General features: G+C 33.6%; 18 protein-coding genes. 12 read left to right on the top strand and 6 right to left on the bottom strand.

Annotation, left to right across the window (positions count from 1 at the left end; all coding sequences use genetic code 11):
• Positions 1-63 precede the first annotated feature (63 nt).
• Positions 64-447 (bottom strand): RNA-binding S4 domain-containing protein, encoded by a 384-nt coding sequence (locus BUA99_RS01505; protein WP_072987300.1) that lies wholly within the window; start codon positions 445-447, stop codon positions 64-66.
• 81 nt (positions 448-528) lie between these two features.
• On the opposite strand from BUA99_RS01505, the gene BUA99_RS01500 reads away from it, so the two are divergent.
• Entirely contained in the window at positions 529-1,509 is a 981-nt protein-coding gene (locus BUA99_RS01500) for a BamM family beta-barrel-assembly machinery protein (protein WP_072987297.1), read from the top strand.
• A 74-nt stretch (positions 1,510-1,583) separates the two neighbouring features.
• Here the strand turns inward: BUA99_RS01500 and BUA99_RS01495 are convergent, their stop codons facing one another.
• Positions 1,584-2,537, bottom strand: coding sequence for a transketolase family protein (locus BUA99_RS01495; RefSeq protein ID WP_072987294.1), 954 nt, complete (start codon positions 2,535-2,537; stop codon positions 1,584-1,586).
• 84 nt (positions 2,538-2,621) lie between these two features.
• Complete coding sequence (locus BUA99_RS01490) at positions 2,622-3,476, bottom strand: transketolase (protein WP_072987291.1); 855 nt, start codon at positions 3,474-3,476, stop codon at positions 2,622-2,624.
• Positions 3,477-3,628: 152 nt separating this feature from the next.
• Between BUA99_RS01490 and BUA99_RS01485 the strand changes: the two genes are divergently transcribed.
• The 3 genes from BUA99_RS01485 (at position 3,629) to BUA99_RS01475 (ending at position 5,920) form a co-directional block, all read left to right on the top strand.
• Positions 3,629-4,210, top strand: a complete 582-nt coding sequence (locus BUA99_RS01485; protein ID WP_072987288.1) for a Crp/Fnr family transcriptional regulator — start codon at positions 3,629-3,631, stop codon at positions 4,208-4,210.
• Between the two features lie 93 nt (positions 4,211-4,303).
• Positions 4,304-4,771: a hypothetical protein gene (locus tag BUA99_RS01480; RefSeq protein WP_072987286.1), complete on the top strand. Its 468-nt coding sequence runs from the start codon at positions 4,304-4,306 to the stop codon at positions 4,769-4,771.
• Between the two features lie 54 nt (positions 4,772-4,825).
• Positions 4,826-5,920, top strand: coding sequence for an alkene reductase (locus BUA99_RS01475; protein ID WP_072987283.1), 1,095 nt, complete (start codon positions 4,826-4,828; stop codon positions 5,918-5,920).
• Between the two features lie 118 nt (positions 5,921-6,038).
• Here the strand turns inward: BUA99_RS01475 and BUA99_RS01470 are convergent, their stop codons facing one another.
• Positions 6,039-6,356: a rhodanese-like domain-containing protein gene (locus tag BUA99_RS01470; RefSeq protein WP_072987280.1), complete on the bottom strand. Its 318-nt coding sequence runs from the start codon at positions 6,354-6,356 to the stop codon at positions 6,039-6,041.
• 5 nt (positions 6,357-6,361) lie between these two features.
• Positions 6,362-6,646 carry a rhodanese-like domain-containing protein gene (locus BUA99_RS01465; protein ID WP_072987277.1) on the bottom strand — a complete coding sequence of 95 codons (285 nt, stop codon included), beginning with the start codon at positions 6,644-6,646 and terminating at the stop codon, positions 6,362-6,364.
• A gap of 584 nt (positions 6,647-7,230) precedes the next feature.
• Between BUA99_RS01465 and BUA99_RS01460 the strand changes: the two genes are divergently transcribed.
• Both BUA99_RS01460 and BUA99_RS01455 read left to right on the top strand, forming a co-directional pair.
• The gene (locus BUA99_RS01460) at positions 7,231-7,611 is read left to right on the top strand and encodes a hypothetical protein (RefSeq protein ID WP_072987274.1); all 381 of its coding nucleotides are present in this window, start codon (positions 7,231-7,233) and stop codon (positions 7,609-7,611) included.
• 165 nt (positions 7,612-7,776) lie between these two features.
• Positions 7,777-8,622 carry an alpha/beta hydrolase gene (locus tag BUA99_RS01455; RefSeq protein ID WP_072987271.1) on the top strand — a complete coding sequence of 282 codons (846 nt, stop codon included), beginning with the start codon at positions 7,777-7,779 and terminating at the stop codon, positions 8,620-8,622.
• A 17-nt stretch (positions 8,623-8,639) separates the two neighbouring features.
• Here BUA99_RS01455 and BUA99_RS01450 read toward each other — a convergent pair whose 3' ends face one another.
• A complete protein-coding gene (locus tag BUA99_RS01450; protein ID WP_072987268.1) occupies positions 8,640-9,059 on the bottom strand; it encodes a DoxX family protein in 420 nt (139 codons plus the stop codon).
• A gap of 352 nt (positions 9,060-9,411) precedes the next feature.
• Between BUA99_RS01450 and tgt the strand changes: the two genes are divergently transcribed.
• The 6 genes from tgt (at position 9,412) to BUA99_RS01420 (ending at position 16,671) form a co-directional block, all read left to right on the top strand.
• Positions 9,412-10,542 (top strand): tRNA guanosine(34) transglycosylase Tgt, encoded by a 1,131-nt coding sequence (gene tgt / locus BUA99_RS01445; RefSeq protein ID WP_072987265.1) that lies wholly within the window; start codon positions 9,412-9,414, stop codon positions 10,540-10,542.
• A gap of 60 nt (positions 10,543-10,602) precedes the next feature.
• Positions 10,603-11,691 (top strand): LptF/LptG family permease, encoded by a 1,089-nt coding sequence (locus BUA99_RS01440; RefSeq protein WP_072987262.1) that lies wholly within the window; start codon positions 10,603-10,605, stop codon positions 11,689-11,691.
• Positions 11,678-12,589 carry a DMT family transporter gene (locus BUA99_RS01435; RefSeq protein WP_072987259.1) on the top strand — a complete coding sequence of 304 codons (912 nt, stop codon included), beginning with the start codon at positions 11,678-11,680 and terminating at the stop codon, positions 12,587-12,589. Before BUA99_RS01440 ends, BUA99_RS01435 begins: the two co-directional genes overlap by 14 nt.
• Positions 12,590-12,679: 90 nt before the next feature.
• Entirely contained in the window at positions 12,680-13,633 is a 954-nt protein-coding gene (locus tag BUA99_RS01430) for an acetyl-CoA carboxylase carboxyltransferase subunit alpha (protein WP_072987256.1), read from the top strand.
• A 140-nt stretch (positions 13,634-13,773) separates the two neighbouring features.
• Positions 13,774-15,318 (top strand): replicative DNA helicase, encoded by a 1,545-nt coding sequence (dnaB, locus tag BUA99_RS01425; RefSeq protein ID WP_072987253.1) that lies wholly within the window; start codon positions 13,774-13,776, stop codon positions 15,316-15,318.
• A 114-nt stretch (positions 15,319-15,432) separates the two neighbouring features.
• Complete coding sequence (locus BUA99_RS01420; protein WP_394333235.1) at positions 15,433-16,671, top strand: asparagine synthetase B; 1,239 nt, start codon at positions 15,433-15,435, stop codon at positions 16,669-16,671.
• Positions 16,672-16,789: the final 118 nt, after the last annotated feature.

Here is a 16,789-nt window from a genome sequence, read left to right as displayed (position 1 = left end):
AAAATTATAAAAGGTTTTAATCGGTTTAGCTAGGCGCTTTTAATGGATTGGAGGATAATTAAATTAATCTTCTTCGATTATGATCTCATTTCCAAATTCGTCTATGTCCCTTCGATCTTTCTTTGTAGGTCGTCCAGTTCCATTTTTTCGATAATGTTCCTTCGATAATTTTAAAAGTTCTAAGTGTTGATAGGCTTCTTCCGGCGTGTCATTTCGTCTATAAATATCCACTAGCTTTGCGCCAACGCGATTTTCGGGAATGTCTAAAACAGTAATGATTTGAGTAATTTGGTCTTTCCTAAAGGTGATTTTATCAGTTGCAAAAACTTCCTTAGAAGGCTTAGCAACAAGACCATTCACAGTAACGTGATTTTTTTTGCAGGCTTCAGTAACCATGTTTCTCGTTTTATAGTAGCGTACGCACCATAAATATTTATCTATTCTCATATATTTTTCAAAAATCAAAGTTAAATAGTTTACAAAAATCAATCAATATTGTATCTTGCGCACTTAAAAAATTTAGCTATAATGAACAAATTTAAGTATTATTTTATTCTATTAATTACAACTGTCACTTTATTTTCATGTTCAAAAGATGATCCCGCAGCACCTATTACTCCGCCAAGAGAATATGCAGTACAGTATGCAACTGATTTAAATGATATTGAAGAATATTTAAAAACCTATTATATCGAAGACTTATCTGCTGATGTGGATACTAAAATTTTAAAAATTCCTGCGGGCGGAAGCCAAACTCCTATTTATTCCTATTTGAACAGCACTGCGTTTCCAAAACTTTTAAGTAAGGAGGCTGTTTATAATAGCGTTACTTATAAAGTCTATTATTTGATTTTAAGAGAAGGGGTAGGGATGTCACCATCTAATACCGACGGTATATTTACTGCTTATAAGGGAGAATATCTAGCTCGTAAAAAGGTAGCTGAAGTTGAAACTTTGACAGCAACATTTTTTGAAGAATCAAAAACTCCACAAAATTTCTTTTATTTGTACAATCCAACTGCACCTTTAATCACTGGTTGGGCTGAGTTGTTCCCAGAATTTAAATCAGGAGATTTCACATCTAATCCAGATGGAACAGTTTCTTATACTGATTTTGGAGCGGGAGTTTTCTTCATTCCGTCAGGGTTAGGTTATTACAATTCGGGAAGTGCAACTATTCCTGCTTATGCTCCGTTAGTTTTTAGCATTAAACTATACGCAATTAACAGAGTTGATTCAGATGGTGATGGGATTTTGAATTATTTAGAGGATCTAAATGGCGATGGTTATATGCGTTTATTACCAACAGGCACGTTAAACCCAGATGATACGGATGGAGATGGAATTCCTAATTTTCTTGATAGCGATGATGATGGAGATGGAGTGAGCACGAGAAAAGAAATAACAGCAGCAAACGGAACTATTATTCCTTTTGCAGATATTCCCGCATGCGATGGCAATACAACTAATCCTGAAAGAGTAAAAAGACATTTAGTAAAATGTAATTAATATAGAATATCAAACAAAAAAATCCAGTTTACCACAAGGTAAGCTGGATTTTTTTTGTTCAATAATAAAAGGAATTATTTTCTTTTCATCACTCTTTCTACTGCCTCAACAATCGCTTGATTGTTCAGTTTGTATTTATCCATTAATTGTTCTGGTGTTCCTGATTCACCGAAACTGTCATTCACGGCAACAAATTCCTGAGGTAATGGACTGTTTAGCGCTAAAACTCTTGAAATGCTTTCGCCAAGACCACCTAAAATATTATGTTCTTCAGCAGTGACAACACATTTAGTTTTAGCTAATGAATTTAAAATAGCCTCTTCATCCAATGGTTTAATGGTATGAATATTAATGACTTCAGCAGAAATTCCTTGCGCTTCTAAAGCTTCAGCTGCAATTAGAGCCTCCCATACTAAATGACCTGTTGCCACAATAGTGACATCAGAACCTTCAGTTAAAACAATGGCTTTACCAATTTCAAATGGCTGGTCAGCTGGCATAAAATTAGGAACAACGGGACGACCAAAGCGCAAATAAACCGGTCCATGATGATCAGCAATAGCTAATGTCGCCGCTTTTGTTTGATTGTAATCGCAAGTATTGATAACCGTCATTCCAGGTAGCATTTTCATCAAACCAATATCTTCAAGGATTTGGTGTGTAGCTCCATCTTCTCCTAATGTTAAACCTGCGTGTGAGGCACAAATTTTTACATTTTTCTCTGAATAGGCCACTGATTGACGAATTTGATCGTAAACTCTTCCTGTAGAAAAATTAGCGAAAGTGCCTGTAAAAGGAATTTTTCCTCCAATAGTTAATCCTGCTGCGATTCCAATCATGTTTGCCTCAGCAATTCCAATTTGGAAAAAACGCTCAGGATGATTTTTCTTGAAATCATCAAATTTTAATGATCCTATTAAATCGGCACAAAGTGCTACTACATTTTCATTTTTTTGACCTAATTCTGTCATTCCCGCTCCAAAACCTGAGCGCGTATCCTTACTTCCTGTATTTGTATATTTTTTCATTTTCTAATTTAGATTTATAGCAGTATTCAACTGAACACTATTTTCTGTCTCTCGACTGCGCTGGAGATGACAACTGAACACTTTCTAATAGTCTGAATTTCCGCCAGTATTATAATTTTGAGCCAAGCCAATTTCTAGTTGTGTGTCGTTAGGTGCTTTACCGTGCCAAGCATGCGTGTTCATCATAAAATCGACTCCGTTGCCCATCTCTGTGTGCAATAATATACAAACTGGTTTTCCTTTTCCAGTTCTTGATTTTGCCTCATTCAAACCAGCAATAATAGCTTCAAGATCATTCCCTTTTTCAATGTCTAAAACGTCCCAGTCAAAAGCTTCAAATTTAGCTCTGATACTCCCCATGGCTAAAACTTCATCAGTAGTTCCATCAATCTGTTTTCCGTTTAAATCAATGGTAGCAATTAGATTGTCTACTTTTTTTGCTGATGCGTACATAATTGCTTCCCAGTTTTGCCCTTCTTGCAATTCACCATCACCGTGAAGCGTATAAATAATATGCGAATCATCGTTTAGTTTTTTAGCTTGTGCAGCGCCAATTGCTACAGATAAACCTTGTCCTAATGAACCAGATGCAATTCGCACTCCCGGTAAAGCATCGTGAGTAGTAGGATGTCCTTGTAATCGTGAATTAATCAAACGAAAAGTGGCTAGTTCTGCCACTGGAAAATATCCGCTTCTTGCTAAAACGCTATAAAATACAGGAGATATATGTCCGTTTGAAAGAAAGAAAATGTCTTCTCCCATTCCGTCCATGTCAAAACCCTCTTTGCGATCCATTATATTTTGGTATAATGCCACAAGGAATTCTGTGCAACCTAGTGAACCACCAGGATGACCGGAGTTTACTGCGTGTACCATTCGAAGAATATCTCTTCGTACTTGGATAGTTAAATCGTTTAATTGTTGTGTGTTCGGTTTCATTTGTGTGTTAAAATTAGACTTGGCAAAGATAATCAGATATTTTGATTTATGGATATTTCCATTTTTTGATTTATTAATAGTTATCAAGGGTTTTAATTTTTTTGACCAATACTATTTTTCGTCAACCATAGAGTATTTACTATCTTGCGAATATGTTTGAACAATTATTCAAAAGTATTCAGGAAAAAGTAACCCTAAATGAGGACGATAAGGAGGTTTATAAAAGCTTTTTTATTCCTAAAAAGTTGCGTAAAAAACAAACTTTATTACAAGAAGGGGATGTTTGTATTTATAATGCATTTGTTGAAAATGGCATTTTGCGCTCTTTTTTTACTGATGAAAAAGGGAATGAGCATGTTGTTCAATTTGCCATTGAAGGCTGGTGGATTACTGATTTATCTAGTTTTTTAACAAAGAGTAATTCTATTTATACTATTGAAGCACTTGAGGATTGCGAACTCCTATTATTAACTATGGAAGCGAGAGAAGCATTGATGGATAAAATTCCAATGTTTGAAAGATACCAACGCTTACTATTGCAAAACGCTTATATTGCTAATCAAGCAAGAATTAATTCAACCTTAACAGAAACTGCCGAAGAAAAATACATTAAGTTAGGTTTAGCCTATCCTGGAATTATAAAACGTGTTCCTCAGCACATGATTGCTTCGTACTTAGGTTTAAAGCCAGAAACGGTAAGTAGAGTTCGAAAGCAAATTAATACAAGAATCTAATTTTCTGTTGACTTAAATCAATAGAATTTCTTGCTTTACATCAATGGAAAAGATGTTACGCTAGCCTTAACTTTGTACTTTAAATACCAGTTAATGTCATTTATAAAAACATATGCAGCAATCGGACTTTCAAAATCTGGAATTGTTTCATTACTATCTATTACGGATCAAAATAATGTTGTATTACTTTTTGACTATAATTTAGAAGTGTTAAATGATGTTTTTTTTATAAATCACTTGAAAAACTATAATAAAAAAGTAGAGGTAATGAGTTGCGCTATCAATGCTAGCTGGGAAGCTGATATTATTGTTATTTCAAATGCGTATTTGAGAAATAAGGACTTAGTAAGACAAATTAAGATGGTGGCTACCGGTAAAGTGGTCATTGTTTTACTGGATAAAAAGAATCAATATCACGAGAGTATAAATCCTGAAGCGATGTTGGCTTTGTTTCCTTTCTCGAAAGTTCTATTTATAACAGAGTTAGAAATGGACCATCTTGGCATTTTTTTAAAGGATCACGATCATCAAAATACCAATTATGCGGGAGCTTTATCATAACATTTAGCTTGACAAATAGTAAACAATAATAAACAATAATTTAATTTAAAATCAATGAGTAAAATAATATTAATGCAACCCTATACTTTAGGAAATATAGAACTTAAAAATAGAATTGTTATGGCGCCTATGACACGCAGCCGTTCTAATAACGAGGGGAATGTTGCTACGGCACTGACTGCTAAATATTACGAGCAAAGAGTTACTGCGGGTCTAATTATAAGCGAGGGAACATTTGTAAGTACTAAAGCAGTAGGTTTTATAAATGTACCGGGAATTTATAGTGAAGCACAAACTGAAGGATGGAAATTAGTTACAAAAGCGGTTCATGATAAAGGGGGAAAAATATTTGCTCAACTTTGGCACACTGGCCGATTATCACATCCAGATTTACATAATGGAGAGCTGCCCCACGCACCTTCAGCCTTAAATCCCTTAGCAAAAGCCTATACAAATGACGGTTTTGTAGATACGGTTGTCCCAAAAGAAATGACAATTGAAGATATAAAACAAACGGTATTAGACTTTGTAAACGGAGCTAAAAATGCTTTGATTGCAGGTTTTGATGGTATAGAACTGCATGCTGCAAATGGATATTTATTACAACAGTTTTTTAACGGATATTCTAATCATCGCTCAGATCAATATGGCGGTTCTATGGAAAATAAGGCTAGAATATTGTTTGATATACTAGATGCGTTCAAAGGTGTGATTGACTATGCTAAAGTCGGCGTTCGACTAAATCCTAGCTTGCATAATGCGCAAGGTATGATGCTAGATATCGATACTATTCCTACACATGAATATATTGTGAATCGCTTAAATGATTACGGCTTGGCTTATATTCATTTAACAGAGCCCTATGTTCCAGTTGATGATGTGCCTTATGCGGTAACCGAAGTTGCAAAACATTTTAGACCGTTGTATAATGGTACATTGATTATTAATAAAGGTTTTACAAAAGAAACAGGTATTAAAGTTATTGAAGAAGGATATGCAGATCTTGTTGCTTATGGAGTGCCATTTATCGCTAATCCTGATTTAGTAGCTCGTTTTGAAAATGACGCTCCACTAAATACACCTGATCAAGCTACATTTTATACAGCAACTGAGGAAGGGTATATTGATTATCCTACGATGAAAGAATAACGTGAACGATCAGCAATATAGTTCATGTAAAAGCCCGCGAGATGCGGGCTTTTACATTTTGATAAATAAAGTAATTACTAAAATATCTTGTGTTACAATTTTTAAATAATCCTATTTATTACTGAATTTTATTTTTCAAACTGCTCCATCCACCGCCATTATAGACTGATGTAAATCCTTTTGATTTTAAAATACTTTTAGCTGAAGCGCTACGCATTCCTGAAGCGCAACAAGTAATAATTGTTTTGTCCTTGTCTTTTAGTTTGTCCAAATTATTGCTTAAGGTATCTACTGAAATGTTGATGGAACCATTTATATGTCCACCTGCATATTCTCCTTTGCTTCGAACGTCTAAAATAATTGCACCTTGTTTTACTAATTCACTGTAATTTACGTTTGGCCCAAATCCTAGCAGTTTTTTTATTGTATCGAACATATTAATTAAGTTGTTTGTGATTGATAAAAATTGACATCTAACCAGGAACCGCCATTGTAGCAGTCAATTCCTTTTTGTGCAAGATAATGCTGCGCTTGTCCGCTTCTATTTCCTGATGCACAGCATAGAATTAAAGGTTGTTTTAAACTCTCTACTTCCTCCATTCGTTCCTGAATATCTCCAAGCGGAATATTGATTGAGTCTGTAACATGTCCACCCATAAATTCTTCATGAGAACGAACATCAACAATTGTACACGCTTTTTCTTTGATTAAATTTTCTATATTCATTTTTTTTATTTGATTTAAAATTAATTATTAAGACTAGTTTTTTTAAATAGTTGAGGATTTTGTTTTATGTTACAAAAGTACTTTGTAAAGAGGTATTTCAAAGTAACTTTTGTTACATAAGAAATTTTTTTAATGTTGGTTTATTAATTTATTTTTTCGAGTAAGTTAATCTTATATATGAAGCGTAAATTTTTAAACTTAGTTGTTTTAAAGTCAAGATATAGAGAATTTTGAGTTTATTTAATTTTTAAAAAGTGGTCATTAATTTACTCTTTAATTTCATTAACGCTCCAGAGCTTTAAAGTAACTTATTTTGAAGAAAGTTATTTAGGAATAAAAGATTATCTTTCCATAACTTAATAATGAGGTAAATAGTTATAATTATACCATTTTGTGCTTATTGATTTGATATTTTAATTCTTTTATAGAAGTAGCAAAAGTTTAGCTCAAAAAAAGTGAGATCACAATTTTGTTGCTCATTCTAAATAGTAATTGATCAAGCTACATTGTTTTGTTCTCAATAGTTAATTTAAAATATTGGATAATTTGAAACATCCTAAATCTAATCATTTAAAGCAGTAATTATGTCAGAAAAAGGTAAAAAACAATTCGGAGTTTGGTTGGATACTCATCACGCAACTATAGTGGGAAGAGAGAATCTACAATCAGGTGATTTTGTACTATTAGGTCACGAAAAAATGGATGGTCAAGGGTCAAATAGTAGTGAAAACGCATCGAATAATGCGGAACGCGACTCACTTCATAAGTTATTTAAAAATATAACTGCCCACATGCAAAATGTAGATCAATTATACATAACGGGACCTGGAACAGCTCAAGAGCAATTTATGAAATATTTGAGTGAGACCGCACAATATAAGAATGTTGAAATGAAGGAAAGCACAAGCATTAAAATGAGTGACGAAGCATTAATTGCCCATGTTACGTCTCATTTTAATAATTAGTAGCAATAAATAAAGGAGGCTGTCCTAAAAGATAGCCTTTTTTACCTTTTCAGCAACAAATAAAATTAACGGTTAGCTTACAGACTTTAGTTCTTTGCATTAAAAGTTATTTTAAAACGTGTGGCTCTGTAATCTTATATTTAATGTTATATTCGTAAAAAAAAGATGCGTTTCTCTTTACTGCTAATCACTTTTATTAGTGCTACTCTTTCTTTAAGTTGTAGCTCAAAAAAAATTACAAATGTTTCATATCTTAATTCCGGCGATAAAAATGGTATTGTTGAACCAAAATTAAATGTTTTTGTTCCCCGAAAATCTTCTGCTGAATCGTTTCCAGTATTAATTTTTGTGCATGGCGGCAACTGGAATAGTGGTAGAAAAGGAATTTACGATTTATTAGGTAGAAATTTTGCAAAAAAAGGCGTGCTTACCATAATTCCTGACTATACTTTAAGTCCAGATGCAAACTATGATAGTATGGCAAAACAAATTGCTGCTGTAATTCAATGGTCCAAGACGAATGCCAACCAATATAATGGGAATCCAAACCAAATTTTTATTACGGGTCATTCTGCAGGAGGACATCTTGGAGCATTAGCAGTCATGAATCCTAAATATGGAATTGACAATAAAGGTATTTCGGGAATAATATTGAACGATGCAGCAGGACTTGATATGAAAAATTATTTAGAAGGCTATCCTCCAACTTCTAAAGATAGTTACTTGACCACGTGGACAAATGACCCAACAATGTGGAAAGATGCTTCACCTATTTATTTTTTAAACGAAAACACACCTCCTTTTATGATTTATGTGGGCGATAAGACCTATAATTCAATAAAAGTAGCGAATAGTAGATTTGTGAAAGCACTACAACCTTTTCACCCTAACGTTTCACCCATACGTTTAAATAAAAAGCATGTTCCTATGTTATTGCAATATTTTTATCCTTGGAGCAAACGATTTGATGAGATTATAAATTTTATAAATCTAAATTCAAAAAAGGAATAATATTTCTTTTTTGGTGATTATTTGATTTTGTCTAATAATCTGTCTAGCGAATATTTACCGCTACCTAAAAGGAACAAACTTATATACGCAAATAAGTATAGTAATCCCATTTCCTTAGTTCCTAAATCGTCATTAGCATGAACAATAAATACGGCAACAATCATTGTAATAATTAATGGTATGAGTGCTAATCTTAACCATAATCCTAGGATTATTAAAATGGAACAGATAACCTCTGAAAAAACAGTCAATGTTAGTGAAGCTGCAATTCCAATTCCCAAAGGATCAGCAAACTCAAAATTTCCATTGATTAATTTAAGCATTTTTGGAAATCCATGAGTTAGCATTAATAAACCAAATGAAAGTCTTAAAAGTAAAGCAGCAAAATCAGGGGAATTTGTAGACCAAGAGGCAGGTAATAAGAATTTTTTGATCATTGGTTTATTTTAAAGTAGTTTCAGTAACAAACATACTATAAATTGAGTACAACCAATTATTAAACCAATAAAATTTAGCAACTAACAGAAGGAAAAATTCCACTATTCTAAGCTCTAAAGTAACTTTTAAATAATTAGATTGTATTTGTAAATAGGCTTAAAACCACAATAACAGAATATCCTCATCTAAAAAAACTAGAAATTATCAGTTAAATTAAATTCACAGTTAAATTTTCTTCTATCTAATTTCCAAATTGTCTAATTAAGCTATCTTTGCGCACCCGAATGGTCGGGATTAAAAGTATTTATGGCGAGACCTATTAATTCCATAAAGAAATATTAAGAGAGACAGATGAAATTTGATTTATTGAAAAAAGACCCGTTATCCAAAGCTAGAGCGGGTAGCATTACTACAGATCATGGTGTTATTGAAACGCCTATTTTTATGCCAGTTGGAACAGTGGCATCTGTCAAAGGAGTTCATCAGCGGGAATTAAAGGAAGATATTAATCCAGATATTATTTTAGGAAATACCTATCATTTATACTTACGACCGCAAACTGAAATTTTAGAAAAAGCCGGCGGCTTACATAAATTTATGAATTGGGATCGCAATATTTTGACTGATTCAGGCGGTTACCAAGTGTATTCGCTTTCGGCAAATAGAAAAATTAAAGAAGAGGGCGTAAAGTTTAAATCGCACATTGATGGATCGTATCATTTTTTTACACCAGAAAATGTAATGGAAATTCAACGCACTATAGGTGCCGATATTATTATGGCATTTGATGAGTGTACTCCTTATCCCTGTGATTACAGGTATGCGCAAAGATCAATGCACATGACGCATCGCTGGTTAAATCGCTGTATCGATCATTTGGTTAAAACACCAGTTAAATATGGTTACGATCAGGCTTTTTTTCCTATCGTTCAAGGAAGTACTTACAAAGACTTACGCCGACAATCAGCAGAATATATTGCAAACAGCAACCAAGTTGGAAATGCTATTGGCGGACTTTCAGTAGGCGAGCCTGCTGAGGAAATGTATGCTATGACTGAAGTAGTATGTGAAATTTTGCCTGAAGACAAACCACGTTATTTAATGGGCGTGGGAACTCCTATTAATATCCTTGAAAATATTGCTTTAGGTGTTGACATGTTTGATTGTGTTATGCCAACTCGGAATGCTAGAAATGGAATGCTATTTACAGCTAACGGTTCGATAAATATCAAAAATAAAAAATGGGAAGCTGATTTTTCTCCTATTGATGAAATGGGAATCACTTTTGTAGACACAGATTATACCAAAGCATATTTACGACATCTGTTTGCAGCTAATGAGTATTTAGGAAAACAAATTGCTACTATTCATAATCTTGGTTTCTACATGTGGCTTGTTCGTGAAGCCAGAAAACATATCTTAGCAGGAGATTTCAAGCCTTGGAAAGAAATGATGGTTAAAAATATGAATCAAAGACTATAACAAAATGTTTAATCATTCTATCGATTAACCACTTAAACCAATCATTGATTAAAATTCACTATGTTAACAATAATAGATAAATACATCTTAAAGAGATATTTAGCCACATTTGTGGTTATGTTGTTATTGTTTATTCCAATTGGAATTGTTGTAGATGTTGCTGAGAAGATTAACAAGTTACTGGAGAACAAAGTACCATTTGTAGAAATTGCACTTTATTATTACAATTTTACAGTTTATTTTGCGAATTCGCTTTTTCCCATATTTCTTTTTTTATCGGTGATATGGTTTACTTCAAAGTTAGCAAACGACACTGAAATTATAGCGATTTTAAGTTCGGGAATATCATTCACGCGATTTTTACGTCCTTATATAATTGGTGCCTCTATAGTATCAATTTTAGTTTTATTAATGGGATTTTTTGTTGTGCCAGCTGCCAGTGAAGGATTTAATAATTTTAGATACACCTATTTAAAAGGAGGAGGAAAGGAGGCAATGCGCGGAAATAGCACCGATGTGTATCGCCAAATAAGTGACAATGAATTTATTTATGTTAATAGTTTCAATACGGAATCTAAGACAGCATTTTATTTTACACTTGAAAAATTTAATAAAGAAAAATTAGTACATAAAATAACAGCTACAAGAATCAAATGGAATCCTAAGGAAAAAAATTATACGATGTATGATTACACAAAAAGAACCGTGGGTGAACTAGGAGATAAAATTGAAAAAATGCCTGAAAAAAATGCTCGTTTTAACTTTGATTTAGAAGATTTAACACCAGTAATTTACATTGCTGAAACCTTAAGTCTAGGAAAATTGAATTCATTTATAAAAAAAGAGAGAGAGCGTGGGTCTTCTAATATCAATGTTTACTTAGTGGTTTTATACAAAAAGTATAGTGTGCCAGTATCTGCTTTTATCTTAACTATCATTGCTGTGGCAGTATCTTCAATGAAGCGAAGAGGTGGGATGGGGACAAATTTAGCTATTGGGATTGCACTTGCTTTTGCCTTTGTGTTTTTTGATAAAATCTTTGGTGTTCTTGCAGAAAAATCAAGTATTCCACCATTGTTAGCCGTTTGGTTGCCTAATATTGCCTTTGGAATTTTAGCCATTTATTTATTACGAAATGCGAAACGATAATTTTAAAAGTTACCTAAATCTTCATCTAATAGTTTTTATTTGGGGCTTTACCGCTATTCTTGGTGCATTAATTACCATCACAGCTGATGCATTAGTTTGGTATAGGATGTTTTTAGCCGCCATTTTTCTTGGTCTTTTTCTTGTATTCAAGAAAAAGTCTTTTAGAATTCCTTTGCGGTCTTTTCTTAAATTAATTTTTGTGGGTTTATTAATTGCACTACATTGGATCTTTTTTTTCAAAGCAATTCATGTGTCAAATGTATCTATTACCTTATCAGTCTTTTCGCTAGGTGCTTTTTTTGCGTCAATTTTAGAGCCTCTTTTTTACGGTAGGAAAGTACTATGGTATGAAGTGTTTTTTGGTTTAATCATAATTGCTGGTTTAGCACTGATTATGAAAGTTGAAATAAATTATCTAGACGGAATGTTGTACGCATTAGCAGCAATCATTTTAGGCGTTTTATTTACATTGATGAATGGCAAATTAATAGCGGATCATGACCCATCCGTTATCTCATTTTATGAATTTTTAGCAGGTGTTTTTTTTATATCAATTTATTTTTTGTTCCAACAAAAGTTCTCGTTTGATTTCTTTATTTTGACAACAAATAACTGGATTTTGATTTTAGTTTTGGCTTCAGTTTGCACGGCCTATGCATTTACGGCTTCGGTAAAAGTGATGCAGAAATTAACACCTTATACAGTGATGCTAACTACAAATTTAGAACCTGTTTATGGAATTATTTTAGCTTATTTTATCTTGGGCGGAAAAGAAAAAATGAGTTTTGAGTTCTACATTGGAGCCTTAATTATTGTGCTTACTGTAATCTTAAATGGGATAATTAAGCAATACGAAAAGACAAAATTTAAAAAAAATCGTCCCACATTATTCAATTGAATTTTTACACATAATTAAAAAAATAGTCTTTTCGACCGATTTAAAATTTTATATTTGCGGTTCGAAATTAAACAAAAACGCAAAAATCCTATGGAATATTTAGATTTTGAGCTTCCTATAAAAGAATTAGAAGAACAGTTAGGTAAATGTCTTATCATTGGACAGGAATCAGATGTTGATGTGACTAATACTTGCAAACAAATCAACAAAAAGTTACAAGAAACTAAAAAAAGTATCTATAAAAACTTAACAGCTTGGCAGCGTGTTCAACTATCGAGACATCCTAGTAGGCCATACACAATGGATCATGTTCGCGCTTTATGTGGCGAAACGTTCTTAGAACTTTTTGGTGACAGAGGTTTTAAAGATGACAAAGCAATGATTGGTGGTTTAGGAAAAATTGACGGACAGTCTTTTATGATTGTTGGTCAGCAAAAAGGATTTAATACAAAAACACGTCAGTTTCGTAATTTTGGAATGGCAAATCCGGAGGGATATAGAAAAGCATTGCGACTGATGAAAATGGCAGAGAAATTTGGCATTCCAGTTTTAACGTTAATCGATACTCCCGGAGCATATCCAGGATTAGAAGCAGAAGAACGCGGACAAGGAGAAGCTATTGCTAGAAATATCTTCGAAATGATTCGCTTAAAAGTGCCTATCATTACCGTAATTGTTGGAGAAGGCGCTTCGGGTGGAGCATTAGGAATAGGCGTAGGTGACAAAGTGTATATGATGGAAAACACGTGGTATTCTGTTATTTCACCTGAGTCATGTTCCTCAATTTTATGGAAAAGTTGGGAATATAAAGAACAAGCGGCTGAAGCGTTAAAATTGACTTCTGCTGACATGAAAAAACAAAAATTAGTTGATGATATTATCCCAGAACCTTTAGGCGGTGCACATTATGATAGAGCAACTGCTTTTAAAACTGTGGAGCAATATATAATGAAAGGATTCAATGAATTGAAAGACTTATCAACAGAAGAATTAATCGCCCAAAGAATGGAGAAATACAGTAGAATGGGCGAATACAAGGAATAAAATCTCACAAATTTTAAAAAAATCCGAAGCCTTATCGTTTCGGATTTTTTTTGGGTTATAAACAAATAATAGTTAGTTATAAACAATTATTAGTAACAACTCAAAGCCAATCTTTTTTTAATTTTTGCTACTTTCGCTACATGGAAAACTTTAGAAATATCAGTCCTATCAAGGTTGATAAAACTACTATTATAAGCCTTGAAAAAGGAAAACTGCAACCACAAGTTCTCGAGTTAGAAGAGGCTGTGCTTGGTGCTATGATGATTGACAAAAAGGGAGTGGATGATGTAATCGACATTTTACAGCCTGATGCTTTTTACAAAGAAGCACACAAACATATATTTGAAGCTATCGTGCAGCTGTTTACTGAAACGCAACCAATTGACTTATTAACCGTTTCAGCTCAACTTAAGAAAAATGCAAAATTAGAGCTGGCTGGTGGAGATTTTTACCTTATTCAGCTTACGCAAAAGATTTCTTCCTCAGCGCATATTGAATTTCACTCGCGAATAATTTTACAGAAATTTATTCAGCGTAGTTTGATACGGATTTCGACGGAAATTATTGAAGATTCTTACGATGAAACAACCGATGTTTTTGATTTACTGGACAGAGCGGAATCTAAATTATACGAAATCACACAAGGAAATATAAAACGAAGTTCAGAGACTGCTCAAAGTTTAGTATTACAAGCTAAAAAACGAATTGAGGAAATAGCAGGACAAGAAGGACTGAGTGGAGTTGCTACAGGTTTTGATAAATTAGACAAAATAACTTCAGGATGGCAACCAAGTGATTTAATTATTATTGCAGCAAGACCTGCAATGGGAAAAACGGCTTTTGTACTTTCTATGGCTCGAAATATGGCTATAGACTATGGAATGCCCGTGGCATTGTTTTCACTTGAGATGGCTTCGGTGCAATTAATCACTCGTCTTATTTCATCAGAGACAGGTTTGTCATCAGAGAAATTACGGACTGGAAAATTAGAGAAACACGAATGGGAGCAGCTGAGTACTAAAGTAAAAAATTTAGAGAAAGCACCACTTTTTATTGATGATACGCCTTCTTTATCTATCTTTGATTTAAGAGCAAAAGCACGACGACTGGTTTCCCAGCACGGCATTAGAATTATTATTGTTGATTATTTGCAATTGATGACAGCGGGAGGAAATGGAAAAGGTGGCGGAAATAGAGAGCAAGAGATTTCTACCATTTCTCGAAATTTGAAGGCTTTAGCCAAAGAATTAAATGTTCCCGTAATTGCGCTATCGCAGTTGTCCCGTGCGGTTGAAACACGTGGATCGAGTAAAAGACCTTTATTGTCAGATTTACGGGAATCAGGGGCGATTGAGCAAGATGCAGATATTGTATCCTTTTTGTATCGACCTGAATATTATAAAATTGACGAATGGGATGATGATGAAGCTTCGCCAACTGCAGGTCAAGCCGAAATCATGATTGCTAAACACCGTAACGGTAGTATTGAAAACGTGCGTTTGAAATTTATAGGACATCTTGGAAAATTTGATAACCTTGAAGATCATAGTGGAAATTATGATGACTTACCTTCAAGTATGAATCAAGATGATAATCCATTTATTACTAAAAACTTACCATCAGCAAATGAAGCTTTTGGTAGTAATTTCAACGATCCAGACGATGATAGCGAGGTTCCATTTTAAAATAGTAAAGTTAAAGTCTGCATTTCTAGCAGACTTTTTTTATGTTTTAAGTCCCAATAAAACGTTTATCTTTGAAATAAAAAATTTCCCATGTTGCTAAAAAGATCATTTTGGATGCTTATTTTATTTGTTTCTTTCTCCGTGAAGGCTTCTTTCATTTTAGTGCCAATGGATGAAACTACGCAGCAAAATCATCTCAAGGCTTATGGAATTACATTTTGGTGCATCGATAAAAATTATAAAGCCAGTTGGTTGCTTAATTATCGAGGAGGTTCCTTTTTACTTCCTGATGCGCCAGAAATTAGGAAAGAATGTCAGATACGAGGTGTAAGTTTTGAAATAATTTCTGATGCAGAGCAAACAACTATTTTAAATGAAATTGCGAGCCCTTCACAAAACATGGAGGCCGTTATTCTTGAAAAAGCACCTAAAATTGCTGTTTACACTCCTAAAGGAAAACAACCGTGGGACGATGCAGTGACATTAGTACTAACATACGCAGAAATTCCTTTTACAGCTATCTATGACGAAGAAGTATTAAGTGATCAACTTTTATTATTCGACTGGTTACACTTGCATCATGAAGATTTTACGGGACAGTATGGTAAATTTTATTCCTCTTATAAAAATATTCCTTGGTATATCGAACAAAAAAAAGAAGCGGAGGTTTTAGCAACTAAATTAGGTTTTAAGAAGGTTTCTCAGGAAAAAGGAGCGGTAGCAAACAAAATTAGAGATTTTGTAATTGGCGGTGGATTTATGTTCGCGATGTGTTCAGCAACAGATAGTTTTGATATTGCTCTTGCAGCTACCGGAATTGACATTTGCGAGGCAATGTTTGACGGCGATGCAAGCGAAGCGAGTTATCAATCAAAAATAGATTATAATAATTCTTTTGCTTTTAAAAATTTTACTTTAGAGAGACGCCCAGAAGTGTATGAGTTTTCAGATATAGATATGACTTCAAAGCGAAAAATTCCTATGGATAAAGATTATTTTACCTTGATGGAATTTTCAGCTAAATGGGATCCTATTCCTAGCATGTTATGCCAAAACCATACGCAATTAGTAAAGGGATTTATGGGACAAACTACAGCTTTTGATTCTGAATTTATTAAATCGAATGTTTTAGTTATGGGTAGTTGTGAATTAAACGGCGAGGCACGTTATATTCACGGCCAAAAGGGAAAAGGAATGTTTACCTTTTACTCCGGTCACGATCCTGAAGATTTTCAGCATCAGGTGGGTGATCCTCCTACAGTTTTAGATCTACATTCTAATTCGCCTGGCTACAGATTAATTTTAAACAATGTTCTATTTCCAGCAGCTAAGAAAAAGAAGCTCAAAACATAATTAAGTTCTATACCTATTGATTTAATAAAATGTGCAAGATTAAATAAAATGGAATAACTTTTTACATCATATTAAAAACGAAGAAAATATAAGTCTGTTTTTGATGTCAATTAAAATT

This window comes from Flavobacterium segetis, from assembly GCF_900129575.1.
Taxonomy (GTDB): Bacteria; Bacteroidota; Bacteroidia; order Flavobacteriales; family Flavobacteriaceae; genus Flavobacterium; species Flavobacterium segetis.
This window is presented reverse-complemented; position numbering and strand designations above follow the sequence as displayed.

Excerpts from the sequence above, each read along its gene's own strand:
- BUA99_RS01475 (WP_072987283.1), top strand. The coding sequence starts at position 4,826 with ATGAGTAAAATAATATTAATGCAACCCTATACTTTAGGAAATATAGAA.
- BUA99_RS01455 (WP_072987271.1), top strand. The coding sequence starts at position 7,777 with ATGCGTTTCTCTTTACTGCTAATCACTTTTATTAGTGCTACTCTTTCT.
- tgt (WP_072987265.1), top strand. The coding sequence starts at position 9,412 with ATGAAATTTGATTTATTGAAAAAAGACCCGTTATCCAAAGCTAGAGCG.
- BUA99_RS01480 (WP_072987286.1), top strand. The coding sequence starts at position 4,304 with ATGTCATTTATAAAAACATATGCAGCAATCGGACTTTCAAAATCTGGA.
- BUA99_RS01500 (WP_072987297.1), top strand. The coding sequence starts at position 529 with ATGAACAAATTTAAGTATTATTTTATTCTATTAATTACAACTGTCACT.
- BUA99_RS01470 (WP_072987280.1), bottom strand. The coding sequence starts at position 6,356 with ATGTTCGATACAATAAAAAAACTGCTAGGATTTGGGCCAAACGTAAAT.
- BUA99_RS01465 (WP_072987277.1), bottom strand. The coding sequence starts at position 6,646 with ATGAATATAGAAAATTTAATCAAAGAAAAAGCGTGTACAATTGTTGAT.
- BUA99_RS01430 (WP_072987256.1), top strand. The coding sequence starts at position 12,680 with ATGGAATATTTAGATTTTGAGCTTCCTATAAAAGAATTAGAAGAACAG.
- BUA99_RS01490 (WP_072987291.1), bottom strand. The coding sequence starts at position 3,476 with ATGAAACCGAACACACAACAATTAAACGATTTAACTATCCAAGTACGA.
- BUA99_RS01440 (WP_072987262.1), top strand. The coding sequence starts at position 10,603 with ATGTTAACAATAATAGATAAATACATCTTAAAGAGATATTTAGCCACA.
- BUA99_RS01435 (WP_072987259.1), top strand. The coding sequence starts at position 11,678 with ATGCGAAACGATAATTTTAAAAGTTACCTAAATCTTCATCTAATAGTT.
- BUA99_RS01495 (WP_072987294.1), bottom strand. The coding sequence starts at position 2,537 with ATGAAAAAATATACAAATACAGGAAGTAAGGATACGCGCTCAGGTTTT.
- dnaB (WP_072987253.1), top strand. The coding sequence starts at position 13,774 with ATGGAAAACTTTAGAAATATCAGTCCTATCAAGGTTGATAAAACTACT.
- BUA99_RS01505 (WP_072987300.1), bottom strand. The coding sequence starts at position 447 with ATGAGAATAGATAAATATTTATGGTGCGTACGCTACTATAAAACGAGA.
- BUA99_RS01460 (WP_072987274.1), top strand. The coding sequence starts at position 7,231 with ATGTCAGAAAAAGGTAAAAAACAATTCGGAGTTTGGTTGGATACTCAT.
- BUA99_RS01420 (WP_394333235.1), top strand. The coding sequence starts at position 15,433 with ATGCTTATTTTATTTGTTTCTTTCTCCGTGAAGGCTTCTTTCATTTTA.
- BUA99_RS01485 (WP_072987288.1), top strand. The coding sequence starts at position 3,629 with ATGTTTGAACAATTATTCAAAAGTATTCAGGAAAAAGTAACCCTAAAT.
- BUA99_RS01450 (WP_072987268.1), bottom strand. The coding sequence starts at position 9,059 with ATGATCAAAAAATTCTTATTACCTGCCTCTTGGTCTACAAATTCCCCT.